Origin of the sequence: Facilibium subflavum, from assembly GCF_003574485.1 — a bacterium.
Lineage (GTDB): Bacteria > Pseudomonadota > Gammaproteobacteria > Francisellales > Francisellaceae > Facilibium > Facilibium subflavum.
In genome coordinates, this window is record NZ_QLIT01000236.1 from 1 (window position 1) to 24,693 (window position 24,693).

The window sequence follows — 24,693 nt, forward strand, 5'->3', positions numbered from 1 at the left end:
GTCAAACTCATTAAGGTGAATACATTTAGTTGTATTATACCTTGGAGATTAATTCAACGGTAAAGAACTATTTACCCACAAATTCCGAATGCGCCCCCTTACAGCTAGATTCTTTTTCAAGGTAGTCAAACTTTCCCTTCCAGTCATCGCCAATGATAAAATAATCAGCTTGAAATTTTGATATATCCTCAATTTTTTGTTCCCAGCTTTCTTCTTTAAAAACGCTATCAACATATTTGATTGCATTGATAATTTGGGATCTCTCCTTATATGGAATGACAGTTTTTTTTCCTTTTTGTTGATTAAACTCATCAGTAGACACGCCCACAATTAGTTTCCCATATTCTGCACAGCGCCTTAAGAGCTCTAAGTGGCCAAAATGGAATAAATCAAAAGTTCCATATGTGATGACGGTTGGCATAAGTTAGTTCCTTGTTTTCTTATTAACAACAACACTGTTTAAATGTCCAGGCTTTTGTTCCTCAATTGGTGGCAGCGTCATATAATCACCGTATTTCACTGTTAAGTAATAATCGGTATTTTTAGGTGAAAAGAAAGAATAGCCCTCAAATAAGATCTCCCTTAATGGGAAAAACTCGTCTTTTTTAAATCTTTTGTGATCAATTGCACTGTCGTAACCATAATCAATGATGCTTTTATTTGTCGTTATACTTTTATCGACCAGCCTATTATGTAAAGACCAAAGCGTTTTATGGGGTAAAAGGCAGCTTATTATTTTTTTAGGGTGTTGAAGTTTGTATTTGAGAATTTTACGAATTCGCTTACAGGCTTTCCATTTAAGTCTTTGTTTAAATGTGTCATTAGGAAAATTATAATCAAATGCAAAAATATCAATATATATCCCATTGTAATAAGACTGGAAAAGCTGATCATTCTTTTCAAGAAATATACTATTTGTGTCCCTTAGTTTAATGGGCGCAAAAACATTGAGGTAATTGGGGTCCGTGTCGTGTGTTTGTAATGCGATGCCTTGAGGATTGATTTTGGTAAATATTTTTCTAAATTTTTCATAATCTTCTCTTAGCATCCCAATATCAATATCATCATCCCAAGGAATGAATCCATTATGCCGAACAGCACCTAAAAGCGTCCCGCCTTCAAGCCAATAGGGAATTTGATGTTTTTTACAAATATAATCAACAATTCTTAACATGCGCAGCATAATAAGCTGTACTTGTCTTAAATCGCTAAGATGGTAGTTTTTATGACGATCATCGGGGAATAAAATATTTATATCTTCCATTTGTAAGACTGCTAGGAGCTATGTTAACTTTAATAGTATTTATCGTAGTCTATCAAGCAAGCAGGTAGCCGTCTAGCAAATTTCAATGAAAGATAATAATTGTAGCACTTGCTGCTAAAGGCAGATAAAATAACACTAATTAGTATATTGCATGAGTTAAAATGGAAAAAGCGATTTTATTGTTAAGCCCGAAACTTCGTAGAGGTGGTGCGGATTTAGTGTTATTAAATATTGCTAATTTGTTTCTTAGTAAGGGGTACCAAGTTCATTTGTTACTGTTCCATAAATCACAAATATCGGTAGATCCAAGAATTACGCTTCATGAAAACTCTGCAAAAAAAGGAATAGGTATTAAAATACTTGAAGAAATACGAGTTGCTCATATTATTCATAAACTTGATAAGGCACTTCATTTTGATTTAATTATCTCGAATAAAACCTCATCTCGACAATGGCTTAACAAAAAACTGGAAGCAAAAACATTCTATTATCAGCATTTTGATTCAACGGCTGTCTTAAAAAATGCAACGACAAAAAAAGAGCGTAATAAAGCGATTCGTAAGAACTTTAAGCATTTTAATAATCGGCAAATTATATGCGTTTCTGAAGGAGCTAAAAAGTCTTTAATAAAGACATTTAACACCAAGGCAAAATCCATTCATGTTATTCATAATTTTTTGAACTTTAATGAAGTTAGGCAAAAATCTAAGGCATATGAAGTAAATTATAAGCCTTATATTTTGCACGCAGGGGGCTTTAATCCCAAGGGAAAGCGACAGGATTTATTACTTGAGGCATTTGCACTCATGAAGGCGGAAGTAAATTTAGTATTTTTAACCAGCAAGCCGCAAGCTTTGTTGGAATTATGCAAAAACCATCCTAAAAGAGATAAAATTCATAGCCTACCGTTTGAGGCAAATCCATTTCCTTATATGACAAATGCAGGATGTCTGGTTTTATGCTCTGATTATGAAGCATTTGGCAATGTACTTCTTGAAAGCCTTGTATGCAATACACCTGCTGTAAGCACAAATTGTTGTTCTGGCCCTGATGAAATATTAACAGGCGAACTAGCAAGCTATCTAGTGCCTTGTGGTGATGCAAAAGCATTAGCTGAAAAAATTGACAAGGCATTAGATGTATATCCTGCAATAACGGATAAAATGCTGTATCCATTTAGTCTTGAAGTTGCTTGGGAAAAATTTTCCCTTTTAATTGCAGAAGTGAAAGCAACACAAAAAAGGGGGATAAATGCCTGCTAAATCAATTCCTGTATTAATGTATCATCATGTCCTGCCGCAATCTGGATTTATTACCTCAAGTATTGATCAATTCAAGCAGCAGATGCAGTGGTTAAAAGATAATGAATACTCTACATTATCTGCCGATGCATTTTATGCTTTTAAATTCAAACAAGCAAAATTGCCTAAAAAAAGCGTTTTAATCACGTTTGATGATGGTTGGAAGGATAATTTAATCTACGCTTATCCCATATTAAAGCAATATGGTTTTAAAGCTATATTGTTTGTGATTACTTCATGGGTGGACAAGGCATCCAATAAAGACCATACATCACAGGAACAAAAATTTGGTGATTATACCCATAAAACCTGTATGGAAAAACTCTTATTAGCACCTGAAAAAGTTGTTTTAAGCTGGGATGAGCTTAGGAGTATGCAAGACGTTTTTGACATACAAGCACATACACATACTCATAGAGAAGCGATCTATGAAGAAATACCAAGTTGGGAGGATGATATACAACAATCTAAAATGCTAATAACAAAAAAATTGGGTAAGGTGCCACGACACCTTTGTTGGCCGAAAGGTATGTATGATAAACAGAGTATTGAAGTCGCATCAGCTTATGGTTTTGATATATTATATACAACAAAGCGAGGGGTTAATCTAGCAGATAATAATGGAGAAGAAATCAAACGCTTTGCAGTAAAAAATGATGCTAAGTGGTTAGCAAAAACTGTTCAAAGGTTTCAACGCCCTTTTTGGGGTAAAATATATAGTTTGATGAAGCCTGGTTAACTTAGCATAAATCTTGCGCGCTTACCCAAAGTCGATAATTTGGATGAGGACTTTCAATGGGGGTGTTATCCGCCCAGCCAATAATAATGTTTTTTACATCATTTATAGCAATAGCGGTAATACAGGCACATTGTGATTTTGCTTTATTGCATGGACTATGACAGACTTTGTCAAGGCTTATTGCAATAGCATTTTTTCCCACTGCTCCCCAGGCACTTACACCATCTTTATGATTTGATGGGTAAATACCTAATGTATGTTTCCCCATAAGTGCGCTTAGATGCAGTGGGCCGGTTGAAGCAGCAATTAGGCCATCACACTGGTTGATGAGCTGTTTGAGTTGTGTTAAGTTAAGCTTGCCTGAGAGGTCAATAATATCTGCTGAATTATCTTTTTTAATAATATGGCAGAGTCCAGTTTCATTAGCATTTCCCGTAAGAATTATTTGAAACTGATCTTTATCTAGTGATTTAATAAATTCACGATAATGTTCAGGTGTCCAGTTACGGAATTGTGCACTTTGAGCGCCTGGATGGATAATGAGCTTGAATTTATTTTTGTCCAAATTAAATTCTGGTGCGGGTATATTATTGTGATAAGTGATTTTTTCTATTATCTGATTTGGGCTTAGCTTGCTTTTAGGATCAATGCATTGATAAAGCAAATAGTCATGCAGTAATCGATGGCTATTGTGTCTGACTTTTTTTGTTTTAAAGAAGCCGCTGTAATAATTACAATACAAAAAAGTATAAATTTTATCCCCAAAACCAATGCGTATCGGAATTTTAGCCTTTTTAGCTATTTTCATAAATTCTCGATCAGATTTGGCAAAAACAATCACATCATAATTTAGTGTTTTTAAGTTTTCAGCCGTGATTTTCTGCTCATCACTTATGACAACGTAATCATCTATGGAATGATGTGTTATCAATAGCTCCTTTGGATAAATTGTGCCGATATAAGTAATATGGCAGTGTGGGTATTTATCTTTTAGTAAAGAAGAGATGACAAGTCCAAAGAGGCTGTCTCCAATACCAAAAGGCTTGTAAATAGCAATACGTTTTTTTTGTGTTAAATCTATCATGTATTATAATGTTACGGTTTTATATCATAGGTTAATTTAAGGTATTTAAGGTAGGCACCAAAGGCGATATTTCTAGCAATCATATATCCTCTTGCACCATCTAAAAAACCCAGCCTTAAAACATAGCTTCGAATAAAAGCCAAATGCCCTCTTAACATTGCTTTTAAAAGTGAACTTCTTTTACCTTTTTTTGCCATCATTTGTGCCGATAGCGTTGAATAGTCATTATATTTTTTTATTGATAAATAAATATCCTCTTGTGTATGGTGAATAAGCTTTCCTTTTAAAGCAGATGCTTGAGATTTTTTCACATTTACTTTTGAGTGAGCTATATCCTGTGTATATTCATGTTTTTCACGTATAAAAAGCCGGACGATCCAGTCACGGCCCCAATCGCCATATTTGATAATTTTCCCAAGGAAAAATGAGCGCCTATGTAGTTTGTAACAAGTATTCTTACCTGATTGGATAGTTTTTTGAATGCTTTCAGCCAATTCTTTTGTTACTTCTTCATCAGCATCAAGTACTAAACACCATTTTGTTGTCAGTTGTGAAATGCCAAAATACTTTTGTGGCCCATCGCCTGGCCAGTGTCGAATAATCACTTTTGCACCAAAACTCTCGGCAATTTCAACTGTTTTATCGGTGCTGCCAGAGTCAATAACAATAATTTCATTAGCCCATTTTACCGATTGAAGACAGCGCGCAATGTTTTTCTCTTCATTTTTGGTAATGACTACGACACCTAGCGTGTCCTTACTTGCCATAACATTCATCATGTAATATAAACTTGTTGTCTATTTTACCCAACTTATAGATTATTTGACAGTCTTTTATCATCAGCTGCAACAGTTAATGATTTTGGGAATAATAGTATTTTTAATAGTTGAGCTTATGGGGTAATTTCATTACGATGAAGAAAAACCTTTGGATAAGAAAATGACTTTCTTACAACAGCTCAAAGTATCAATGGTTGACAGTGTTGTTGGTATTTTTAAAAGCAGGAAAATGCTGGTGATGTTTTTATTGGGTTATTCATCAGGTTTACCTTTGATGCTTACCGCTTCATCATTACTTCTTTGGTATTATGAAAGCGGTATTGAAGTAAAAGATATCGGCCTTTTGTCACTAGTGGCCCTGCCTTATACCGTGAAATATCTTTGGTCGCCTATTGTTGATCGATTTAGTAGTAAACGTTTTGGTCGGCGAAAGGGCTGGATTTATGCCATGCAGTTTGCATTATTAGCATCAGTATTTAGTCTGAGTCTGTTTTCACCAGCAAAATCTCCCTTTGTTATTGCATTTATCGCCTTATTGATATGCTTTTTCTCGGCAACACAGGATATTGCCATCAACGCTTATCAAACGGAAATTTTAAAAGAGGATGAGCGCGCGTTAGGCAGTGCTATCAGTGTTTTAGGTTATCGAGTTGGGATGCTGGTAACAGGCGCATTATTACTTATTTTCGTGCAGCATTTTGATAATCAATGGCGATTAGGTATATTATCCCTGCTGCCTTTCTTTGCTGTTGGGATATTTGGCACAATCCTCGCCAAAGAAGTTGAGATTGAGAATAAGCCAAAAACGCTTTATGATGCGGTAGTTTTACCTTTTTATGAGTTTTTTACACGTAAAAGCATTTTTATTGCGATTATTGCATTAATCATTATTATTTTTTATAAATTCAGTGATGCTTTGGCTTTTTCACTTAATACGGTATTTTTTGCTTCACTTGGCTTTGATAAAACGATGATTGCGGTTTCTTACAAATTTAATGCGTTGATTTTTACTTTTTTGGGGCTTGTTATCGGTGGTATGTTAGCCAAGGGTTTTGGGTTATTTCGTACTTTTGTGGCCTTTAGTGTTGCCATGGCCTGTGCAAATTTAATGTATCTTTGGCTTGCCTTGGTCGGTAAAAGTTATGTATTAATGGTTGCATCTGTTGCTATTGAGTATATGGTTGGTGCCATGGGTACAGCTGTACTGGTTGCGATGATTATGAGCCTTGTGAATAAGCGATTCTCGGCAACACAGTTTGCAATATTAAGCTCGATTGACTCCCTTGGGCGTGTATTAGTGGGACCTTTGGCTGGAAATATTCAACAATCTTATGGCTGGGCAAGTTTATTTTTTGTCAGCTTTGTGATTGGAATGTGTGTGACCTTATTGATATGGCTGTGTAAAAAGCAATTAATCAACATGGCAGAATTGCACCTTCAAGTAAAATAATTCGCACCGGTTTGATTTGTTTGTTATGATGCTAAAACATAACAAATCCTGATTAAAGTGTTGAAATCTTCGATGAAGAAAATACCAAAGTATGTATGGTTTATTTTACTATTTCTATTGCCATTGGTAAGTATGGCAAATGTTGAAACTGCCACTGTAATGTCCTATGTAACAAGTGGTTATGCCATTGCAGCGGTAATCATATTTTTGCTTGCCTATGCGCTTGTGATGCTCGAGGATGTTATACATTTGAATAAATCAAAACCGGTAATCTTGGCTGCTGGGTTTATCTGGGTTTTAGTTGCTATTATCGGTAAAATTCATGGTCAAAGTGATATTGTTGATACCAATTTGAATAAAGGGTTACTGGAATATGGTGAATTGCTGCTTTTTTTATTAGTGGCGATGACTTATATCAACGTATTAGAAGAGCGATTAGTATTTAGTGCATTAAAAACAAAGCTTCTGCAAATGGGGTTGGGGTTTAAAGGTGTTTTTTGGTTGACAGGGTTTTTGGCATTTTTTATCTCACCATTTGCCGATAATTTAACAACGGCTTTGATTTTAAGCGCGGTAGTTTTATCCATTGGTCATAACAATAGCAAATTTGTTTGTTTATCCTGTGTCAATATCGTTGTTGCTGCGAATGCCGGTGGTGCATTTAGCCCATTTGGCGATATTACAACACTGATGGTGTGGCAAGATGGCGTGGTGCCATTTGGGCATTTCTTTAGCCTGTTTCTCCCCGCGCTCGTTAATTTCTTAGTGCCTGCGATTGTAATGAGTTTTTTTGTGCCAAAGATGTTACAAACGGTTAAAATCACAGATAAACCTGAAATGAAAACCGGCGCTTTGATCGTGATATTTTGTTTTATTGCCACAATTTTAACCGCCGTATTGTTTCAAAATTTTTTAGGTTTGCCGCCGGCATTTGGAATGATGACAGGGTTGGGCTATTTGATGCTGTTAAACTTTTGGATGCAAAAAGCACAGCATAAGCCCAAATATGCAAGTAGAAAAAGGCTAGAGCATTTTGATATCTTTCAGAAGGTACAGATGTTGGAATGGGATACATTATTGTTTTTCTTTGGTATTTTGCTGGCGGTGCAAGGTATTGCAACCTTAGGCTATTTAGAATTGATCTCAAATGCATTGTATAAAGAAATCCCATCGCTTTTACCCGGTGTTTTTAATCATATTACCCAGGCAAATATTTTAATGGGGTTATTGTCGGCTATTGTCGATAATATCCCGGTGATGTTTGGTGTTTTGACCATGCATCCACCTTTAAGTGAACTTCAATGGTTACTTGTCACCTTAACAACAGGTGTGGGTGGCAGTCTTCTTGCCATTGGTTCTGCTGCTGGTGTTGCGGTGATGGGAAAAGCCAAAGGGCAATATACCTTTTTAGGCCATTTAAAGTGGAGTTGGGTGATTTTATTAGGATATTTTGCTAGTATTGCAACACACTTATTGATCAACAAAAGCTTTTTTTAGTGAATAGGGCAAATGATGAAATCAAAATGGCAATGGCTGTTGCCTAAGTATTGGGGTGTTTTGCTATTTGTAGGCTTTGGTCGCTTATTTGTGTGCTTGCCTTTTTCCTGGCAGTTAAAGTTTGGTCGATTGTTAGGACGACTGTCTTATCCTTTTTTAAAAAGACGAAAGCATATCACGATGACCAACTTACGTGTTGCTTTTCCAGAGAAGTCTCAACAAGAACTTCAAGCACTTTGTAAAAAATGTTTTGAGTCGATTGCAATCTCTGGCATTGAAATGATGATCGCATGGTTTATGCCAAAACGACGCTTTGCTAAAATCAAAATGGACACGCATGGCATGGAAAATTTTGAAAATGCGCATAATGATCCTAATACCGCTGCATTGATGTTAGGCTGTCATTTCACCTGTATGGAAGTAATAGGTAGATATATTGGTGAACATTACAAACCTTTTTATCTTGTTTATCAAAAACACAAGTCAGTCGCTTTTGAACATGTGATGACTGGTGCCAGGCAAGCCTATGTCACACAATGCTTGCAGCGTAAAAATGTTGTCTCTATTGTCAAAGCGCTCAAGCGTAAATCATCAGTCTGGTATGCCCCAGATCAGGATTTTGGTCGTGAGAGAAGTATTTTTGTCCCATTTTTTGGGACAAACTGTGCAACCCTTGTTGCAACTTCATGGCTGGCAGACAAAACAGGGGCAAAAGTTATTCCTTGTTATTATGTCAGAAAAGATGATTTAAGTGGTTATGACATCTTTGTTTTACCGGCTTTAGAAAACTTTCCATCCGGTGATGATTATCAAGATGCCAGACGGTATCATGAATTCCTGGAAGCGGCAATAAAGCAACACCCTGATCAGTATTTATGGCAGCATCGTCGTTATAAAACAAGGCCCTCAGGAGAAGGTACGATTTATTAGATTTCATGGTACAAATATCCTGTTAACTCGTTTTTTGCAAAAAAATAAAAATAGTTGATTATATTATAAAATACTACTTGACTATAACGTTACGTCAGACAATAAACTTGCAAATTAAGAGGAAAATAGGATGGCTAAAATGTATTGGCAAATAAAAGAATTTAGCGGGCTTACAGGCGTGACTGTAAGGGCATTACACCACTATGATCATAGTGGACTGCTAACGCCTTCTATTCGCCATGACAACGGTTATCGGAAGTACTCTGAAACTGATTTGCTAAAGCTTCAACAAATAGTTGCATTAAAGTCTTTTGGCTTTAGTCTTTCTAAAATCAAAGACTTAAATGCCAAAAAGCCAGATTTAATCGGGCATTTACAGGCGCAGCGAAACTTTTTACAAGAAAAAACAAAACTGCTGGTGAATACGATTAAAGTCTTAGAAGAAACGATTGTTGAGGCAAATGATAGCAAGTCGATAAATTGGGAAAAAGTTGTAGCATTAATAGAGGTATATAATATGACAACAAAACTTGAAAATACATGGGCTGGTAAGGTGTTGAGTGATGATGAACTTCAAGACTATGCTAAGTTTGAGTATGACTTAAAGCAGAAAAGGCCCGCAACAAAAGCTTCTTTTGAGAAAAGGTGGCAGTCTATTTGTGCGCAAATCAAACAACACATCCATGAGGATCCTAATAGCGACATTGGCATTGAAATAGGCGAAAAAGCGCATGCGGCAGTTTATAATCTCTATGGTAAAAAGCATGCAAAGCTTAAGCACAGTATCTGGGAAAAGGGCTTTAAATCTGGTGCTAATCAGGCAGATGATAGTACCTATATAACACCTGAAATGGTTCAATGGCTTGATTCTGCTATGGGTGCATACTGGCAAAATAGAAATCGTAATATTTTAAAGAAAATCGGTCATGTCTCTGATGATATTTTGATCGAAGAGTTCAGCGCTTCGCTAAGTGAAATGTATGGAAATGAAATCAAACTTAAACATGAGCTCTTTGAAATTATTTTTAAGCTGGATGATATTCCTAAGAAAACCAAACAATGGGTTAAAAAACATATGAATTCATTGGTTTAAACGATGATTTGTCATTCTTAGATCTTAAAATAGGAAAAAATGGAGGGGTATGTAGGAAACCCCTTAGAGAGAGGCCATTACGAAACAGAAATCTCGCTTTTATCTGCTAAATGCGCAATTTGAGAGCTTGGAATGTTTAAGAGTTTTGCGGCAACATTTAAAGGCATACCCAAATCAAGTAGTTCTTTGACCTGCTGATAGGTGTTTTTATGTATGTATTGCATTGTCTGTTCCTCCATAAATGTTAACGCTTTTAACGTCTTAAGTGACCATTTTCAATTTCTCTCCTTTGAATTTGCTATGCTTTACCATAACATATTCATTATTTCTCTATTTTGATGTAAAATCAAGAAAATTTTAAATAAAAGTTGACAAATGCTGAAAATAACGTTCTTTCAACAACGCGTCTATGATGCGCTGCAGAAAATCCCACCGGCTAAAGTAACGACTTATGCCTTATTGGCTAAGTACTTACAATGTGGCTCAGCACAAGCCATTGGCCAGGCATTAAAACGCAACCCAAATGCACCATTAGTACCCTGTCATCGTGTGGTTAAATCTGATTTGTCTATTGGCGGCTATAGCGGGCATACAGAAGGTCAGTTGGTTGAAAAAAAGCTTGCCTTGCTTAAACAAGAGGGTGTGCTGATCGACCAGGACAACAGAGTTGATCCTTCTTGTGTCTTTGATTTTAAAAATGTAGATTAAGGTGCGTAAGCAAGCATATGACACAATTAAATAAGAATAAACGCTATCATTTTATTGGGATTGGTGGCATTGGCATGTCTGGGCTTGCTTTGATTTGCTTAGAAAAAGGCTATGAGGTCTCTGGATCTGACATTGCGCAAAGCGATATAACCACAAAGCTTACACAAAATGGTGCTGATATATTTACTCACCATGATGCAAAGCATATTGATGCCGCAGATATTATTGTTTACTCATCGGCAATTTCTAAAGATAACCCAGAGTATAAAGCTGCTGTTGCGCTTAATAAGACAATGATAAAGCGTGCTGAACTGCTGGCACAGTTTTTATCTATACACAAGCACAGTATTGCGGTTACGGGTGCGCATGGCAAAACGACTGTCACAAGTCTTTTAACACATGTTCTGCATTATGCAAGATATCATCCAGGTTATGTGATTGGCGGTTTGGTACATGATCTTTCATCGCACGCGCAATATATGGACTCTGATTATATGGTTGCTGAAGCAGATGAAAGTGATGCTTCTTTTTTATACCTTAACCCGCAGCATATTATTCTGACTAATATTGATGCTGATCATATGCATACCTATGATCATGATGATGCCAAGCTTGCACAGAGTTTTAATACATTTGTGCATAGAGAAAATGCGCGTAATGGTTCATTGCTTATTGGTATTGATGGGCAAAAAGCAAATCAATTTGCAAACAAACTTAATCGTTCTTTTTTAAGTTATGGCTTTTCAGAAAACGCATCGATTCAAGCGGTAAATTATCAGCAAACTCCCTTTAAAACCTGTTTTGATATTAAACTCAACGGAAAATTATTGACGGATTTTTGCATGAAGCTTCCTGGTAAGCATAATGTGGAAAATGCATTAGCGGTAATTGGTATGTCTTTACAGCTTGGTGTTGATTTGGAAGATATCAAAGCTGCATTAGCAAGCTTTGGTGGTATTAAACGACGATTTGACTGTTATACATGTAACATAGACGGTAAAATCGTGACCTTAGTCGACGACTATGGGCACCACCCTAACGAAGTCCAAAGTACATTATCGGCAATTTATGAGCGCTTTCCAGAAAAATCATTAATTCATATTTTCCAACCACACAGATATACGCGTACGGCGGATTTATTTGATGAATTTGTTGAGGTGCTCAATCACCGTAATCGTTTAATTTTAATGGATGTTTATGCCGCTGGAGAAGAAATGATTCAAGGGGCAACAGCGAAAGATTTATCAAGGGCTTTATCATCTGTGAATAAATCTTGCTATACAACCGATACCCTGCAAAAAACACTTGAGTGTTTAGCATCGATTGTTCAGCATGATGACATTGTGCTGGTGCAAGGTGCTGGCAATGTAGCAAAACTTGTGGATATGCTGATATGAATATGATGGTTGAAAAAGCGAAACTTTATGTTGTGGCAACGCCAATTGGCAATCTTCAGGATATTACCTTACGGGCACTTGACGTTTTAAAACAGGTTGATGTGATTTTTGCTGAAGATACCAGAGTAACAAAAAAGCTATTGCAGCAATATGCTATTGCGCCGCCATTGTTGTATTCCTGTCATGAGCATAATGAAGCCGGCCGTAGCAGTCAAATTGTTGAGTTGTTATCTCAAGGAAAATCAATCGCGCTTGTTAGTGATGCCGGGACACCTTTGATTAGTGATCCAGGGTTTTATTTGATCCAAAGTGTGAAAGAAAATGGTTTTTCTGTGGAGACAGTGCCTGGAGCCTGTGCTTTGATCGCTGCATTGTCTATTGCAGGTTTACCAACAGATGCATTTAGTTTTTACGGGTTTCTACCGGCAAAGCCAAAAGCAAAAAAAGATAAGTTGCAATTAATCATGCACGTGGCGCACACGTGTATTTTTTATGAATCAACACATCGAATTCTTGCAACACTGAAGCTTATCTCAGAATTATTACCACAGAGAAAAGTTGTTGTTGCTAAGGAATTAACAAAACAACACGAGCAGGTTTTTGAAGGGTGGGCTTGTGAAATTTTGGCACAATTTGAGAAGGAACCATTGTTATGTAAGGGTGAGTTTGTTATTTTACTTGAAGGTGTAAAAGCACCAAAGCTTGAAACATCTGAAACGAATGATGATCGATTATTGCAAGTATTATTGCGTCATCTACCAATAAAGCAGGCCGTACAGATTGCTGTTGAAATAACAAACGGTAAAAAAAATGCACTGTATAAAAAAGCATTAGCACAACAAAACAGGTAACAATACTACGATGGGTAGGTTCTTTTTCACAATTAAGCAAAGTATTTGCAACAGTAAAAAACTAAAGGCAATAAGGCAAAAAAAACATCAATTAAATAATGTAACTACATTGTGCCGGCGTTTTTTAGATAAGCATGATATCAATTATGTGGTTTTGGATTTTGATGGTGTATTAGCGCCACATGGTCAGCCGTTGCCAGATCCTGAAATCACAAAATGGCTAAAGAAATTTGCGAATGAATTTGGTCAAAAGCATATTTTTATTCTATCAAACAAACCAACAGATCTGCGTCGGAAATATTTTTTACAACACTTTCCTGAAATTCAGTTTATTAGTGATGTGCGTAAAAAGCCTTATCCAGATGGATTACTGAATATTCAGAAACAATTGCAATGTCCTTCGGGTAAAATAGCGCTTGTGGATGATCGCCTGTTAACAGGATGTCTGGCATGCATTTTAGCAGGTTGCTTTCCAATCTTGGTTACTTCACCTTTTACAAACTATAAACGACGTCCATTTCAAGAAGCATTTTTTGGATTGCTGCGTTTTCTAGAAAAGCGATTATTTGCGATTAATGGAAAAAATTAATACGTGCTTGCCGTATTGAGCAAATAATGGAAAAAATTAATACGTGCTTGCCGTATTGAGCAAATCAGCTTTAAACCCAGGTGGGTTGGCAATAATCTGGTAATCACCAGCAATCACCTGATCTGCAGTGATTGAAGAGATGTCGCCTGCATTTGGCAAATTTTTGCCAATGGTTGCAATAATATAGTTACCATTTGTGTCTTCTAGCACCAGTCCATAGCTGTTAATGGAATAGATACGATATTGTGAGCTAACCTGCAAGTTAGCTTTAGCAGCATTTGTGCTTTTAGTTTGTGTGTCTGTTTCTTTCGTTGTTGTGCTAGCTGGTTTTTGTGGTTTTTCTTTTGCATTAACCTCAAGTGCTTTTACCTGCTTTTGTGTTTGCTCAAGTTGCATTTGAAGCTGTTGCAGTTGCGTGGTAATTTGTGTGTTATTGCGCAGTGTCGTCTTCTCAAGTGTTGATAGCTGATCGTTCAATGGTTGAATACTTTTTTGGATAGCCTGAATATTTTTCTGAGCCGTTTGTGAAATTATTTCTTCCACTTGCTGTAATTGCGCTTTTGATTTTGCAGTGACATTTTGTTGCTCATGCAATATGGTTTGCTGGTTGGAGAGACTAAATAGCTGAAAAATAATAATACAGGCTAGAATAATAATGCTTAACAAGGCGAATTTTTGCTGTTTTGACATTGGTTGCTTTTCTTTGTTCTTTGTTTTTGCTGTGCCAGAAAATAATGTTTTTTTAATCATAGCCTTTTAAAAGGTTGATGCTTTGTCCCTCAAGTATAGTCTTTAAAAGATTTATCGCCTAGTGATTGTGGCATATTCTTATATTTTTCCTCATTGATTAAAGTTACGCACTTGCTATAAAATTACTTTGTATGGTTTCTGGGAATCACCACAAAAGCAAAACTGATGCAAAAGCCAATCAAAGCAACTATCATGGGCGCATCAGTCGCAATCGCCATTATAGAGCCTCCCAAGATTGATGTTAAAGCAGCACCTGAGGTGAAAAGAGATACTGTAATTCCCATGACCCAGCCCTGTTGTGTCTGATCTACACTGTGAGAAAATAGTGCAAGCATGCTGGTATAGGCCAATCCAAATGCCAGCATTAAAGGCACGGCCAGTAGATAGGAGAAAATTGGATTTTTAATAATAAGAAGCAAAAATATGGATATTGCCATCACGATAAGACCGCATGCAACGGTTTGTTTATCATTTAAAAAACGCTGAACAATGGCAATAAGAAAGCGAGTACTCAATGCCATAGAAAGTCCTAAAACAAGCATCATCATACTGTTTTGAAGTGTGTTAAAGCCGTATCTTTGAAATAAAAACACGGGGATAAACACATAAAATGTATTAAAGGCAAACTGCATAATAAAAAATATTAGGCTTAACCTTCGGACTGGTTTTATTTGGAACATAGGAATAAATTGCGTGATAATGGTCTTTAAATTAAATTGAAAATGCCCTTGAAACTGGCGCTTTTCGGTAAAGTATCGCATGAAATAAATATTAATAAGGGTAATAATCAAAATAGCATAAAATGGTGTGGCATTGGTAAAATAGCGGCATATCTGACTGTTAGATAACAAGCCACCCATTAAGGGGCCTGCAACTAATCCAAGTGAAAAGGCAAACATGATAAGACCCAGGTTCTTTGTTTTTGTTTCAGTGGTGCTCAAATCAATAATAGCTGCTTGCGCTACAGGCTGGCTGGCAGCTGTCAGGCCACCTATTATGCGTCCTAAGATGAGTAAAGCCATACTTTTAAGATAAATGGATAAAGCTGTCAGTCCATAACCGATAAAAATGCCAATCAAACAAATCATTAATGCTTTCTTACGTCCAAGCTCATCGGATGCTTTAGAGATGAGTGTTGCACCTGAAAACCAGCAAAGAAAAAAGATGGCGATCACAAGACCATAATAAAAGTGCCTTTGTGATATCACAACTGATGATGGAAGAAAATCAACAGATGGGTTCATAATCAGCGTATTTAAGATCGGGAATAAAATGCCAATGCCGGCTGCGTCAATAAAAACGACCATAAGAAGGGAGAGTATTGATTTTTTCACGAATTAGATTCCTTTTACAGTTTAAAAATGATTATATTAGCATGTTGTTGTGATTAAAATAAGTACTTACATTATTGTTATATACATACATTTTGTATACTATTGTGGGTATGACTAAATTTTGGCGTAGTAAAAATGACAAATAATATTAAACCAAATTGCCCTATGGGCGCTACAATTTGTATTTTAAGTGGTAAATGGAAATTATTTATCTTAAGTCAATTACTAGAGGGGGTGAAAAGGTTTTCACAACTACAAACAGCAATGCCTGGGATTACACAACGAATGTTAACAAAACAATTACGTGAACTTGAAGAGCTCAATATTATTTCACGTAAAGTTTATCCGGTTGTTCCACCTAAAGTTGAATACGCCTTAACTGAGGTTGGCCAGTCTTTAAAACCAGTATTACAGGTCTTAGAAGATTGGGGTAAATTTTATATAAATATTCAAAAGTAATCAATTTATGGCAAAAATAGAGTTGACAGGTATTTAAAATTTTTGTTAATTTTTAGGTTAAGCAAGTTAATTTTAGGGTCCATTATGCTTTGTTATCGCATTATAAAGCGAATGATGATGCCCAGCCTAGGCACTGTTGTCGAGGTTGGGCTTAGTCGATTTGCTTAACGCGCATCAAAGCAGACACTAAGCGCCAATACCAGTGCCTGGGAAAGGTGCTGGCGCCATGCCAGAAGCAAGAAAGATGCGTTTAAAATCAGGAGATTTTGTCATGGCAAATTGTAACAAAAAGGACAACCAACAACATTTTAACAGTCGCTGCATTCATGCAGGCATTCAAGCAGATCCAACAAATGGTGCTTTGTTAACGCCGATTTATCAAACAACCACATATTTACAAGCATCTGTTGGGAATGATAAAGGGTATACCTATAGCCGATCAGCAAATCCAACGGTTAAGGTGCTAGAGGATAAGCTAGCACAGTTAGAAGATGCGCCAAGTGCAACCTGTTTTTCCACGGGTATGGCTGCCATTAGCGCTTTGGCACTGACCGTGCTTAAATCAGGTGATCATGTTATCTGTTCAGATGTCGTTTATGGTGGCACTGTGCGGTTATTAGATCAGGTGTTAGAGAAATTTGGTGTAACCGCTACTTATACAGATACTTCTAATCCAGATAATGTAAAAGACGCGATTCAAAAAAACACAAAGCTTATTTTTATTGAGACCCCGGCAAATCCAACTTTAAAATTGACAGATATCGCTAAAGTCAGCCAAATAAGCAAAAAGCATGATCTTATTTTAGCGGTGGATAATACTTTTTTAACCGCAGCTTTACAGCGTCCATTCGATCTTGGTGCTGATATTGTTATTTATTCGACAACAAAGTATATTGATGGTCATAATGCAACTGTTGGGGGTGCTATTTTAGCTAAAGATGAAAGCTTAAATGAGGCCTTCCGCTACACAAGGAATTGTTTGGGGTCGATTCAATCGCCATTTGAGGCCTGGTTAACATTACAAGGTATCAAAACCTTACCATTAAGGCTTCGCCAGCATTCTGAGAATGCTCAAGCGATTGCCAGATTCTTACGCACACATCACCTGGTGAAAAACGTTTACTATCCAGGCCTGGAGGACTTTCCACAATACTCACTTGCCAAGCGGCAACATCAAGGTGCGCATGGTGGGATAATTGCTTTTGAGTTAAAGGGCTGTATTGATGTAGGTGTTGATTTTATTAATGCTGTGGCACTATGTAAGTTAGCTGAAAACCTTGGTGCTATTGAGACCTTAATCACCCATCCGGCAACGATGACTCATGGTCCTATTGACAAAAAGCAGCGTGAGAAAATTGGAATACATGATGGTTTAATTCGTTTGTCTGTTGGTTTAGAGGATCCTTTTGATATCATCAATGATCTTGACCAAGCTTTAGACGTTGTCGCAACAAAGTACAAGGAGGTTGCCTAGTGGATCTCTGGACACAGTTAGTGCATAGCGCAAAAAGCATAGATGACCCCTATCATGCGAATAGTCTGCCGATTTATCAAACAGCAACGTTTGCGCAAGAAGCGTCTTTTGATCAACCCAATGCTTATGATTATTCACGAAGTGGTAATCCCACAAGAAAAGTTGTGGAAGATCAAATTGCCAGACTCGAGCAGGGACAGTTTGGTTTTGCCTTTAATAGTGGGATGGCTGGTATTTATGCTGTGGTACAATTATTAAATGCAGGTGATCACTTGATTACAGGGCAGGATATATATGGTGGGACATATCGCTTATTAACAAAGATTGTGTCACGCTTTGGGATCGAGGTTACACAGGTGGATTTGTGTGATATCAACGCAATTGAAGAGAATATTCAGAAGAATACAAAAATGGTGTTATTAGAAACACCCACTAATCCTTTGCAACAAATTACAGATATTGCGGTATTAGCCAGTTTTCTCAAACAATCTAATATTTTACTTGCCGTGGATAACACCTTCCTATCGCCATGGCTGCAAAAGCCTTTAACACTTGGCGCAGATATTGTGATCCATTCGGCAACTAAACACTTATCCGGTCACAGCGATATCACAGCAGGTGCGGTTGTTGTGAATGATGCATCATTAGCACAAGATATCCAGTTAATTCAAAATGCATCAGGCAGTGCGTTAGAAGCATTACCAGCCTGGCTTTTATTGCGCGGTATCAAAACCTTGGGATTGCGCATTGAGCGACAACAGCAAAATGCGATTGAAATTGCCAATTTTTTGCAATCTCATCCGCAGGTAGAGAAAGTATATTACTGTGGATTGCCTGACCATCCAGGTTTTGATATCAATAAAAAGCAGGCAACTGGTTCAGGCACAGTCATTAGCTTTACAACACAATCACAAGCCATATCTCAATATGTTGTCGATCATACAAGGCTTTTTATTACCTCAGTAAGCTTTGGAAGCTTAACAAGTTTAATCAGCCTGCCATGTCAGATGTCGCATGCTGCAATAGATAGTGGACGTCATAATATCCCACCCTCTTTAGTACGTTTATCTATTGGTATTGAGTCGGTTGATGATTTAAAAGAGGATTTACACCGTTGTTTAAGCAGTGTTGAGTATTTTAAAAATGATTTAGGGGTGACAGACAAGTTTAGTTAATGTCAGTGCTGGATTTACTGTGGAACCATCTAACCGCTTTTGGTTGGTATAAAATAAACATCGCCGCAATGATCAACACAACCTCAATAAATACAAGCCCTGCATTAAGCGGATGATTTTTAATATGTGATAAGTAAAAAATCAACAAGATATACCAAATAACAGCAAGAGCGATATAAAGAATTTTTGCCATATTGCTACCAAGGCTTATTAAGAATGCAACGATGATTAGCACAAAATAAGCAATCGCATCAACCCAGATCATGTGAGGTGCAATCGGCATAAGTGTTGATGAGGTTAATAAATCTAATAGCCCTAGTATACTTGTGGCATAAAGCATCCAGATGGCGGCATAGACTCTTTTTGGTCGATTCATAAAAACTCCTTCTTTTTATTATTCATATATGCATTTTTTCCTAACGAGCATGCATAAGTATTTGGGTAATCTATAGTTTAGAATAAAAGGATATGGCTTGACTATAGCAATCGTGTTAATTTTTTCTAAAAAATACGTAACCTATACGATTTATTTTTATAAAAAACTTGATCTATAGTCTTGTTTTTATTTGACATAATCGACATTAAAGTGCGATAATTTTATCCAACAAAAAGCTTAAAAACAGACATTTTTTTGTTGCGATGTAAGCGGTCTGAAACACCGTAACAATGGGTATTCAAATTTTACGTGGTATGGTTAGTTAACCATGTGCCGTCAAGTCATTTAACGGGAAAAGGGATATATAAAGATGTCAAGTGAACTACGGATATTTAGTGAATTAACAAAATTTGTTCTTGTCACAAAAGCGTTTAAGGAAAATCTATTACAGCATTCTTTTGAGCAAAGAGAAGGCTTTATAGTGGAGTTTCGCTCTTCCCTTCGCGCGCAATTGTTATTTGTGCAGAATGAGCTTGCTGGTGAGTATGGAAATAAAATAACCAGTTTTATTCTGTTTCCTATCATTTCTAATATTGATGAAAAATGTAAACTGATTCTGAACGAGGCACAATATAAGTTTAAGTGGCAGGATCTTCAAGTTGAGTTTTTCCAACGCTCTGATGGTGGCGAATATGTGTTTGAAATTTTAGATGAAATACTTTCTAATAAAATTTATCCAAAACTCTGTTATGAAGTGCTTTTAATTGTTCTGCAGGGCGCATTTTTAGGCAAGTATTATCAAAACCCTAACCACATTGAGCGTCAAAAATATATCACAAGCTTAAAAGAAATTTTATCAGACGTGAATAATAAAGTATCGGCGCCTTATCTTCCTGAACCAAGGGTGAGATTTGGACAGAAAAATAATCGCAAAGTGAAAACAACTTTTGCCGGTATTATTATTGCGAGTGTTTTTGTGCCTTTTTTCACTTATCTAATCAGCTAAATTTACAATAAAATAAGGAAAAATTTTATTATGTCTATTCTGGCTTATTTGCAAGGCGTCGATGAATTACAGCGTCATACCCGTGTTAATCCGATGCTGATGAGCGTAATTATTAAAGCACATCAAGAAGGAGACTATACACAGTGCCAGCAAGCAATACAGCACTATATTGAGCAAACAAACACACTGGATGTTTATATTCTATATATTGCATTTGCTACGGATATCTATTTATATCAGGAAAATCTTGAAACACTTCAAACTAAAATTAATGTATGTTTTGATTTGCTAAAGCAGCACCAAGCTGAATTATCACCAATAGAAAATTTTGAAGCAACGCTGATAAAGGGTATTGATGCTTTTTGTCATATGTTGGAGATGCATGTTGATGGGAAAATAAAAACAACGAAGCCATTTGATGTTAAAAGTTTATTGGCAGCAGTGCAGGATTTCTTATCTTATAGTGCAGGACTTGGGCAGCTGGATATTGAGTCACAGCAGACAGTCATTAATTTAAATAAGACATTGCACAAGCTTGAGCGATTTATCGATCGCCTAAGTTCAGAGGATCAAAGTGATAAACCATCAGAAAAAAATACATCTGATGACAGTACAAAAAAAGAAAAGCGCGATCAAACACAAGATAAGAACAATACACAGTGGGTCGATCAATTTGCGTCAGCTGATTGGTATCGCCTGATCAAGAAAATTGCAATTTTTCAGAACTTGGTCAAGCAAAAGCGACTGTTTGAAGCTTCCATTGTATACCAGGATATACAAGGAAAATTGTTGGAATTCGATCCTAAAAAATATTTCCCAGGACTGTTTTTTCCTTTGTATAAGACATTAGGGCCGAATATTCGAAAGATCTATGAGTATATTGATGTGCATGCAAACTCCTTGCAATGGCATATTGCGCAAAAAATGTATGAAGTTGATGATATGCGGTTTTTGCAAGATATGCCTGTGATGGTTGAAAATAAGTATAATGCTGAGCAGTTCACCGAAGGAAGCCTGGATGAAAGTGTTGAAAACCAAAACAGGCAATTATTGGCAGATGTAGAAAGCCTGCCAGATGATCATGAACTTCAGTTTCCTGAAGAAGATAATACGGTTGATAGCAATGTAGCACATGGGGTTGATGAGGATCTTGATCAAATCTTAGAAGATATTGAGTCAATCTGGGATAGTGCTGATATGGCGCAAGGTGAAAAGACTACAGGGAACTGATAATTTGACCCTTTGTCCTGATTTTGCTTAGTGCTCGTGTTGCAAGAAATCCTGTGATTTCTGCTGTGTTTTTTTGGATAATCAGTTGAATAGGTAGGTAAGTAAAATACCGGTAGTAAGCATTTGCATAGATGGTGTTTTTTATCTCTTTTGATAATCTTTCTGTCGGGTTGTCAACCAGTACGGTAATGATAAGAATGCTTTTTTGTTGTTTCGTTGCGCCCTTTAAATAGGTATTATTTAAATAGCTGCTTTTCCCTAGAATACTTTGTTTTGGCTTCATGGTGACATCACCTTGTTGCAAAGAAAACAAACAGATATAGTCACAAAACTGCTTTTTAATCGATTGAACCAGAATATCAATAGAGTAATAAACGCTGTCATGCCCACCATAAAGCGCCTGTCCAAAATAATAAAAATTTTTATACTGCTGGTTTAATGTTGGATAAAGACCATAGAAATAACTGTGTAAGAACTCACTGGATGATTTTGAAAGTATGTCCATCAACTGGTGTTGTTCATTTTTTTCTACCTGCACATAATAGTGCAGCAGTTGTACAAAAACCGGCAGCTTACTGATATGGATGCCTATGAGTATCTTGTTATTTGATGGTTTTAAATAAGCAAGGAGCCTGTTTTGTGGTAAAAAGGTGAATACAGGAATAAATTTGACTTGCCTTGCATCAATTCCGTGAGTATGAATAAGTGCTAGTATGTCAGCAAGATTCAAATGCTTATCAAGCTTTTGCCAGAATCGGTAAAATTCATCAATAGTCTTTTCAGTCTGCATGGTACTAAAAGCGCTTAACGATAGTAAATAAAAAACTGATAGTGTTCACTGTTGGCAATGCGATTAAACATGATATTTTTTTCCTGTAGAATAAAGTCAAGTTCCACGCCAGGCAACAAACGGTATGTTTTATAAATAAGCGGATCATAGAGTTGGTGAATACCATTATGTGGTAAAAGCTCTAATGAAACGCCAGATAATGACATTTGCGTTAAATGTGTATTTCTTTCAATACTGCTAAGCTTTAAGTGTTTTATATTTAAATCAGGCAATATGTCAGGTGTTTTTTTACGGATGATAAGATAATACTCAGAAGCATTAAGGAAACTGCTGTCCAATGCGTTTGCAATATAGCTGCCATCTTCAGGTTTTAATGTGATAAACTGTTGTTTTACGGGGCGTTTTAATATGTGATAGAATGCATCGATGAGTGCATGGAAACTTTTATTTGGCTGGTTAAAGTGATAACTGTGTGTTGTAATATCTTGTTTTTCTGCAAGCAAAATTAAAAAATAAAGTGATTCAAAATCATTAAAAAGTTCATAAGGGTGAATATGAATGGGTTTTGATTCAATAACCTGCAAAATTCTGGCACACTCATGCATTTTTGTCTGCAGTAAATAATAAAGATTGGCATTGTGCTGTTGTCTTTCAATGTAATGCTGGATAGAGGTTAGAAGCATGCTCATGGTCTGTAATGTGTGATGGAACGTGACACTATCGCAGCTGATTAAAGGCGCAGTGTAATGGTCAAGTTTCCATTCATTATCGTCATTGACAACTTCAAACAGTTTAATGCTATCAATACTGCCTGGATCAACATGATCGCTTAAATATGGTGTCAGTGCTAAAAAGGGGAGTTCGTGATTATCCTGGTGTTGTTCAATAAGGTTAAGATAGATAGAAACTTTTGTTTGTGGCGTTTCTTTTTCATCCATATTAAACGTTAACAACGTTTTATCCTGCTGTAGCTGTATACGTCTTTTTTCTTTAGTATATAAAATAAGCTCAGTGATTTTGATAGCGCCAAGTTTTAAAAGCTCTTCCGATAGAGGGAGTTTTATGATGCCATAGTCCATTTGATAAGGAAGTGACAGGCTGTGTGATAAGCTTGCCAAATGCATTGTATCTTGCTGGTCAAAGTGTTTTGCTGTTAAAAGCGACCCATCCTGCCAGTGTATTCTATGGTACATAAAACCCCTCTTTTTATGTTATTAAAAGTTATTAAGCAGCGCTTGCAGCAGATTCATCAATACTTAATAGGCCATATTGTCCTTTGTCTGTACTGTTGCTGTGTTCAACATCAAGTGCAGCCTTACTAAAGTTGGCTTTATCAATCATAATGCCGGTAATCGTAAGAATATAATAATCCGCTGATGCCGTTGAACCACCCAAGAAGCCATATTGTTGCATATCAATATTAAATCCGGTGTTTTCTATTGGGCAAACAACAAGCTCTGATAAATCAACGATTTTTCCCCACTGGTCATCATTCTTATATTCCTGTTTTTGGTTTGTTGCACCAAATTTGATCGTGACATCTTGAGCCTCAGATTTTTTTACTGATGAGATCAGAGAATCAAGTTCTTCTTTTAGTGAAGGACTAAGCGGTAATCCAACTGTAATTTCAAGGTTGGCTTTCATCTGAGGCCCTGATAAGTGAAACTCAATCAGGTTAGCTGCTGCTGTTGGTGAGGTGACTTCATTTAAATCCTGCCCGCCATCAATCGCAAATAAATATTTACCTACATCTTTGCCTAAAATCGTCAACGAATCAAAAAAAACACGAGGACGAGAATGGCTGCCTGCAAAATCTGCTTCACCCAGGCGAAAGCTTAGTGGTTTTGCATCTAAGACAACAGATCTTGGCACTTTAGGTTCAATGCTCGACATATTAAATACTCCTTTTTTAACTGATATACTGTTATATGCTGGCTATCAGCATATGGTTATAAAATAACTCCCCCATGGTGTTATGAAATTTAATCACCGCTTGCGGCAAATAGGCCTGGATCTAAGCGTGTATCAATTTTTAAGGTGGTATCCATGCCTTCAAATTGTATATGTGGTAAAACGGTAATATTACATTTATACCAACCAGCTTTCCCTGGGATGTTCGCAACTTTAACTTCAGCTGCTCTAAATGGGTATTTGGCCATTTCAACAGATGTTGGCTGTAATACGGTTGTTAGTAACCGCTCCATAAACCCCATCTAGTAAAGGCGTTTGTTCTTAATCATACTGTTGTTGTTTATTCACAAATATGGAGCACAGACGATGACAGAAACGCAAATCAAGTGGCTATCAATTATTAGGGATTGGGAAGTCTCAGGGCTAACACAGGATAAATTCTGCCAGGAACAGGAAGTATCCAAAGCATCATTTTCCAAATGGCGTACCAAATTCATTCACGCAGG

28 protein-coding genes are annotated in these 24,693 nt (G+C 36.7%); 16 read left to right on the top strand and 12 right to left on the bottom strand.

All coding sequences use genetic code 11. The annotated features are described in order from the left end of the window. Nucleotides 1-67: 67 nt before the first annotated feature. Nucleotides 68-421, bottom strand: coding sequence for an FAD synthase family protein (locus tag DNK84_RS11995; protein ID WP_119344729.1), 354 nt, complete (start codon nt 419-421; stop codon nt 68-70). 3 nt (nt 422-424) lie between these two features. After that, nucleotides 425-1,264, bottom strand: a complete 840-nt coding sequence (locus tag DNK84_RS12000; RefSeq protein ID WP_119344730.1) for a LicD family protein — start codon at nt 1,262-1,264, stop codon at nt 425-427. 161 nt (nt 1,265-1,425) lie between these two features. On the opposite strand from DNK84_RS12000, the gene DNK84_RS12005 reads away from it, so the two are divergent. Beyond that, entirely contained in the window at nt 1,426-2,526 is a 1,101-nt protein-coding gene (locus DNK84_RS12005; protein WP_119344731.1) for a glycosyltransferase, read from the top strand. Further along, entirely contained in the window at nt 2,516-3,304 is a 789-nt protein-coding gene (locus DNK84_RS12010) for a polysaccharide deacetylase family protein (protein ID WP_119344732.1), read from the top strand. The genes DNK84_RS12005 and DNK84_RS12010 overlap by 11 nt, the downstream gene beginning before the upstream one ends. A gap of 1 nt (nt 3,305) precedes the next feature. Here the strand turns inward: DNK84_RS12010 and DNK84_RS12015 are convergent, their stop codons facing one another. Beyond that, nucleotides 3,306-4,388: a glycosyltransferase family 9 protein gene (locus tag DNK84_RS12015; RefSeq protein WP_119344733.1), complete on the bottom strand. Its 1,083-nt coding sequence runs from the start codon at nt 4,386-4,388 to the stop codon at nt 3,306-3,308. Nucleotides 4,389-4,399: 11 nt separating this feature from the next. Further along, nucleotides 4,400-5,167: a glycosyltransferase family 2 protein gene (locus tag DNK84_RS12020; protein WP_119344734.1), complete on the bottom strand. Its 768-nt coding sequence runs from the start codon at nt 5,165-5,167 to the stop codon at nt 4,400-4,402. Nucleotides 5,168-5,327: 160 nt separating this feature from the next. Here DNK84_RS12020 and DNK84_RS12025 point away from each other — a divergent pair, with 160 nt between their 5' ends. From DNK84_RS12025 to DNK84_RS12040, 4 genes are all read left to right on the top strand, one after another. Beyond that, the gene (locus DNK84_RS12025) at nt 5,328-6,617 is read left to right on the top strand and encodes an AmpG family muropeptide MFS transporter (protein WP_119344735.1); all 1,290 of its coding nucleotides are present in this window, start codon (nt 5,328-5,330) and stop codon (nt 6,615-6,617) included. Between the two features lie 72 nt (nt 6,618-6,689). After that, nucleotides 6,690-8,114 (top strand): sodium:proton antiporter NhaD, encoded by a 1,425-nt coding sequence (nhaD, locus tag DNK84_RS12030; protein ID WP_119344736.1) that lies wholly within the window; start codon nt 6,690-6,692, stop codon nt 8,112-8,114. A gap of 12 nt (nt 8,115-8,126) precedes the next feature. Continuing rightward, nucleotides 8,127-9,044 (top strand): lysophospholipid acyltransferase family protein, encoded by a 918-nt coding sequence (locus DNK84_RS12035; protein ID WP_235826898.1) that lies wholly within the window; start codon nt 8,127-8,129, stop codon nt 9,042-9,044. Nucleotides 9,045-9,174: 130 nt separating this feature from the next. Beyond that, nucleotides 9,175-10,137, top strand: a complete 963-nt coding sequence (locus tag DNK84_RS12040; RefSeq protein ID WP_119344738.1) for a MerR family transcriptional regulator — start codon at nt 9,175-9,177, stop codon at nt 10,135-10,137. 77 nt (nt 10,138-10,214) lie between these two features. On the opposite strand, the gene DNK84_RS14450 is transcribed toward DNK84_RS12040, so the two are convergent. Further along, complete coding sequence (locus DNK84_RS14450; RefSeq protein WP_162902436.1) at nt 10,215-10,361, bottom strand: hypothetical protein; 147 nt, start codon at nt 10,359-10,361, stop codon at nt 10,215-10,217. A gap of 151 nt (nt 10,362-10,512) precedes the next feature. Here DNK84_RS14450 and DNK84_RS12045 point away from each other — a divergent pair, with 151 nt between their 5' ends. Genes DNK84_RS12045 through DNK84_RS12060 form a run of 4 tightly spaced genes read left to right on the top strand, consistent with a single transcriptional unit; the run spans nt 10,513 to nt 13,682 of the window. Beyond that, nucleotides 10,513-10,845 (top strand): MGMT family protein, encoded by a 333-nt coding sequence (locus tag DNK84_RS12045; protein WP_119344739.1) that lies wholly within the window; start codon nt 10,513-10,515, stop codon nt 10,843-10,845. Between the two features lie 17 nt (nt 10,846-10,862). Continuing rightward, complete coding sequence (murC, locus tag DNK84_RS12050; RefSeq protein ID WP_119344740.1) at nt 10,863-12,242, top strand: UDP-N-acetylmuramate--L-alanine ligase; 1,380 nt, start codon at nt 10,863-10,865, stop codon at nt 12,240-12,242. Then, a complete protein-coding gene (gene rsmI, locus DNK84_RS12055) occupies nt 12,239-13,093 on the top strand; it encodes a 16S rRNA (cytidine(1402)-2'-O)-methyltransferase (RefSeq protein ID WP_119344741.1) in 855 nt (284 codons plus the stop codon). The genes murC and rsmI overlap by 4 nt, the downstream gene beginning before the upstream one ends. A gap of 10 nt (nt 13,094-13,103) precedes the next feature. Then, a complete protein-coding gene (locus DNK84_RS12060) occupies nt 13,104-13,682 on the top strand; it encodes a YqeG family HAD IIIA-type phosphatase (protein ID WP_119344742.1) in 579 nt (192 codons plus the stop codon). 36 nt (nt 13,683-13,718) lie between these two features. On the opposite strand, the gene DNK84_RS12065 is transcribed toward DNK84_RS12060, so the two are convergent. Continuing rightward, nucleotides 13,719-14,432, bottom strand: a complete 714-nt coding sequence (locus DNK84_RS12065) for a hypothetical protein (RefSeq protein ID WP_119344743.1) — start codon at nt 14,430-14,432, stop codon at nt 13,719-13,721. 122 nt (nt 14,433-14,554) lie between these two features. Beyond that, on the bottom strand, nt 14,555-15,766 hold the full coding sequence (locus DNK84_RS12070; protein ID WP_119344744.1) for an MFS transporter: 1,212 nt from the start codon (nt 15,764-15,766) through the stop codon (nt 14,555-14,557). Nucleotides 15,767-15,901: 135 nt separating this feature from the next. Here DNK84_RS12070 and DNK84_RS12075 point away from each other — a divergent pair, with 135 nt between their 5' ends. From DNK84_RS12075 to DNK84_RS12085, 3 genes are all read left to right on the top strand, one after another. Next, a complete protein-coding gene (locus DNK84_RS12075) occupies nt 15,902-16,225 on the top strand; it encodes a winged helix-turn-helix transcriptional regulator (protein WP_235826899.1) in 324 nt (107 codons plus the stop codon). A 226-nt stretch (nt 16,226-16,451) separates the two neighbouring features. Beyond that, the gene (locus DNK84_RS12080; protein ID WP_235826900.1) at nt 16,452-17,699 is read left to right on the top strand and encodes a trans-sulfuration enzyme family protein; all 1,248 of its coding nucleotides are present in this window, start codon (nt 16,452-16,454) and stop codon (nt 17,697-17,699) included. After that, the gene (locus tag DNK84_RS12085; RefSeq protein ID WP_119344745.1) at nt 17,699-18,874 is read left to right on the top strand and encodes a trans-sulfuration enzyme family protein; all 1,176 of its coding nucleotides are present in this window, start codon (nt 17,699-17,701) and stop codon (nt 18,872-18,874) included. The genes DNK84_RS12080 and DNK84_RS12085 overlap by 1 nt, the downstream gene beginning before the upstream one ends. Here DNK84_RS12085 and DNK84_RS12090 read toward each other — a convergent pair. Next, nucleotides 18,867-19,250 (bottom strand): hypothetical protein, encoded by a 384-nt coding sequence (locus DNK84_RS12090; protein ID WP_119344746.1) that lies wholly within the window; start codon nt 19,248-19,250, stop codon nt 18,867-18,869. The two genes, DNK84_RS12085 and DNK84_RS12090, sit on opposite strands and share 8 nt — an antisense overlap. Before the next feature lie 370 nt (nt 19,251-19,620). On the opposite strand from DNK84_RS12090, the gene DNK84_RS12095 reads away from it, so the two are divergent. Beyond that, entirely contained in the window at nt 19,621-20,256 is a 636-nt protein-coding gene (locus DNK84_RS12095; protein ID WP_119344747.1) for a DotU family type IV/VI secretion system protein, read from the top strand. Nucleotides 20,257-20,286: 30 nt separating this feature from the next. Continuing rightward, nucleotides 20,287-21,486: a type VI secretion system protein IglI family protein gene (locus DNK84_RS12100; RefSeq protein WP_119344748.1), complete on the top strand. Its 1,200-nt coding sequence runs from the start codon at nt 20,287-20,289 to the stop codon at nt 21,484-21,486. Here the strand turns inward: DNK84_RS12100 and iglJ are convergent. The 4 genes from iglJ to DNK84_RS12120 all read right to left on the bottom strand — a co-directional run bounded on the left by iglJ (nt 21,473) and on the right by DNK84_RS12120 (nt 24,480). Continuing rightward, nucleotides 21,473-22,276, bottom strand: a complete 804-nt coding sequence (gene iglJ / locus DNK84_RS12105; RefSeq protein ID WP_119344749.1) for a type VI secretion system baseplate protein IglJ — start codon at nt 22,274-22,276, stop codon at nt 21,473-21,475. The two genes, DNK84_RS12100 and iglJ, sit on opposite strands and share 14 nt — an antisense overlap. Nucleotides 22,277-22,290: 14 nt before the next feature. After that, nucleotides 22,291-23,469: a type VI secretion system baseplate subunit TssK gene (gene tssK / locus DNK84_RS12110; RefSeq protein ID WP_119344750.1), complete on the bottom strand. Its 1,179-nt coding sequence runs from the start codon at nt 23,467-23,469 to the stop codon at nt 22,291-22,293. 31 nt (nt 23,470-23,500) lie between these two features. Continuing rightward, the gene (gene iglC / locus DNK84_RS12115) at nt 23,501-24,169 is read right to left on the bottom strand and encodes a type VI secretion system tube protein IglC (protein ID WP_119344751.1); all 669 of its coding nucleotides are present in this window, start codon (nt 24,167-24,169) and stop codon (nt 23,501-23,503) included. Between the two features lie 89 nt (nt 24,170-24,258). Further along, nucleotides 24,259-24,480 carry a hypothetical protein gene (locus DNK84_RS12120; RefSeq protein WP_407920622.1) on the bottom strand — a complete coding sequence of 74 codons (222 nt, stop codon included), beginning with the start codon at nt 24,478-24,480 and terminating at the stop codon, nt 24,259-24,261. Nucleotides 24,481-24,553: 73 nt separating this feature from the next. On the opposite strand from DNK84_RS12120, the gene tnpA reads away from it, so the two are divergent. After that, a partial coding sequence (gene tnpA, locus DNK84_RS15110; RefSeq protein ID WP_407920623.1) for an IS66 family insertion sequence element accessory protein TnpA occupies nt 24,554-24,693 on the top strand: 140 nt, incomplete at its 3' end.

Coding starts and splice junctions, on each gene's coding strand:
- iglC (WP_119344751.1), bottom strand. CDS start 24,169: ATGTCGAGCATTGAACCTAAAGTGCCAAGATCTGTTGTCTTAGATGCA.
- DNK84_RS12080 (WP_235826900.1), top strand. CDS start 16,452: ATGCCAGAAGCAAGAAAGATGCGTTTAAAATCAGGAGATTTTGTCATG.
- DNK84_RS12025 (WP_119344735.1), top strand. CDS start 5,328: ATGACTTTCTTACAACAGCTCAAAGTATCAATGGTTGACAGTGTTGTT.
- DNK84_RS12075 (WP_235826899.1), top strand. CDS start 15,902: ATGACAAATAATATTAAACCAAATTGCCCTATGGGCGCTACAATTTGT.
- DNK84_RS12095 (WP_119344747.1), top strand. CDS start 19,621: ATGTCAAGTGAACTACGGATATTTAGTGAATTAACAAAATTTGTTCTT.
- DNK84_RS12010 (WP_119344732.1), top strand. CDS start 2,516: ATGCCTGCTAAATCAATTCCTGTATTAATGTATCATCATGTCCTGCCG.
- DNK84_RS12100 (WP_119344748.1), top strand. CDS start 20,287: ATGTCTATTCTGGCTTATTTGCAAGGCGTCGATGAATTACAGCGTCAT.
- rsmI (WP_119344741.1), top strand. CDS start 12,239: ATGAATATGATGGTTGAAAAAGCGAAACTTTATGTTGTGGCAACGCCA.
- DNK84_RS12120 (WP_407920622.1), bottom strand. CDS start 24,480: ATGGAGCGGTTACTAACAACCGTATTACAGCCAACATCTGTTGAAATG.
- DNK84_RS12090 (WP_119344746.1), bottom strand. CDS start 19,250: ATGAATCGACCAAAAAGAGTCTATGCCGCCATCTGGATGCTTTATGCC.
- DNK84_RS12040 (WP_119344738.1), top strand. CDS start 9,175: ATGGCTAAAATGTATTGGCAAATAAAAGAATTTAGCGGGCTTACAGGC.
- DNK84_RS12020 (WP_119344734.1), bottom strand. CDS start 5,167: ATGATGAATGTTATGGCAAGTAAGGACACGCTAGGTGTCGTAGTCATT.
- DNK84_RS12005 (WP_119344731.1), top strand. CDS start 1,426: ATGGAAAAAGCGATTTTATTGTTAAGCCCGAAACTTCGTAGAGGTGGT.
- tssK (WP_119344750.1), bottom strand. CDS start 23,469: ATGTACCATAGAATACACTGGCAGGATGGGTCGCTTTTAACAGCAAAA.
- murC (WP_119344740.1), top strand. CDS start 10,863: ATGACACAATTAAATAAGAATAAACGCTATCATTTTATTGGGATTGGT.
- DNK84_RS12000 (WP_119344730.1), bottom strand. CDS start 1,264: ATGGAAGATATAAATATTTTATTCCCCGATGATCGTCATAAAAACTAC.
- DNK84_RS11995 (WP_119344729.1), bottom strand. CDS start 421: ATGCCAACCGTCATCACATATGGAACTTTTGATTTATTCCATTTTGGC.
- DNK84_RS14450 (WP_162902436.1), bottom strand. CDS start 10,361: ATGCAATACATACATAAAAACACCTATCAGCAGGTCAAAGAACTACTT.
- DNK84_RS12035 (WP_235826898.1), top strand. CDS start 8,127: ATGATGAAATCAAAATGGCAATGGCTGTTGCCTAAGTATTGGGGTGTT.
- DNK84_RS12015 (WP_119344733.1), bottom strand. CDS start 4,388: ATGATAGATTTAACACAAAAAAAACGTATTGCTATTTACAAGCCTTTT.
- DNK84_RS12060 (WP_119344742.1), top strand. CDS start 13,104: ATGGGTAGGTTCTTTTTCACAATTAAGCAAAGTATTTGCAACAGTAAA.
- DNK84_RS12045 (WP_119344739.1), top strand. CDS start 10,513: ATGCTGAAAATAACGTTCTTTCAACAACGCGTCTATGATGCGCTGCAG.
- DNK84_RS12065 (WP_119344743.1), bottom strand. CDS start 14,432: ATGATTAAAAAAACATTATTTTCTGGCACAGCAAAAACAAAGAACAAA.
- iglJ (WP_119344749.1), bottom strand. CDS start 22,276: ATGCAGACTGAAAAGACTATTGATGAATTTTACCGATTCTGGCAAAAG.
- nhaD (WP_119344736.1), top strand. CDS start 6,690: ATGAAGAAAATACCAAAGTATGTATGGTTTATTTTACTATTTCTATTG.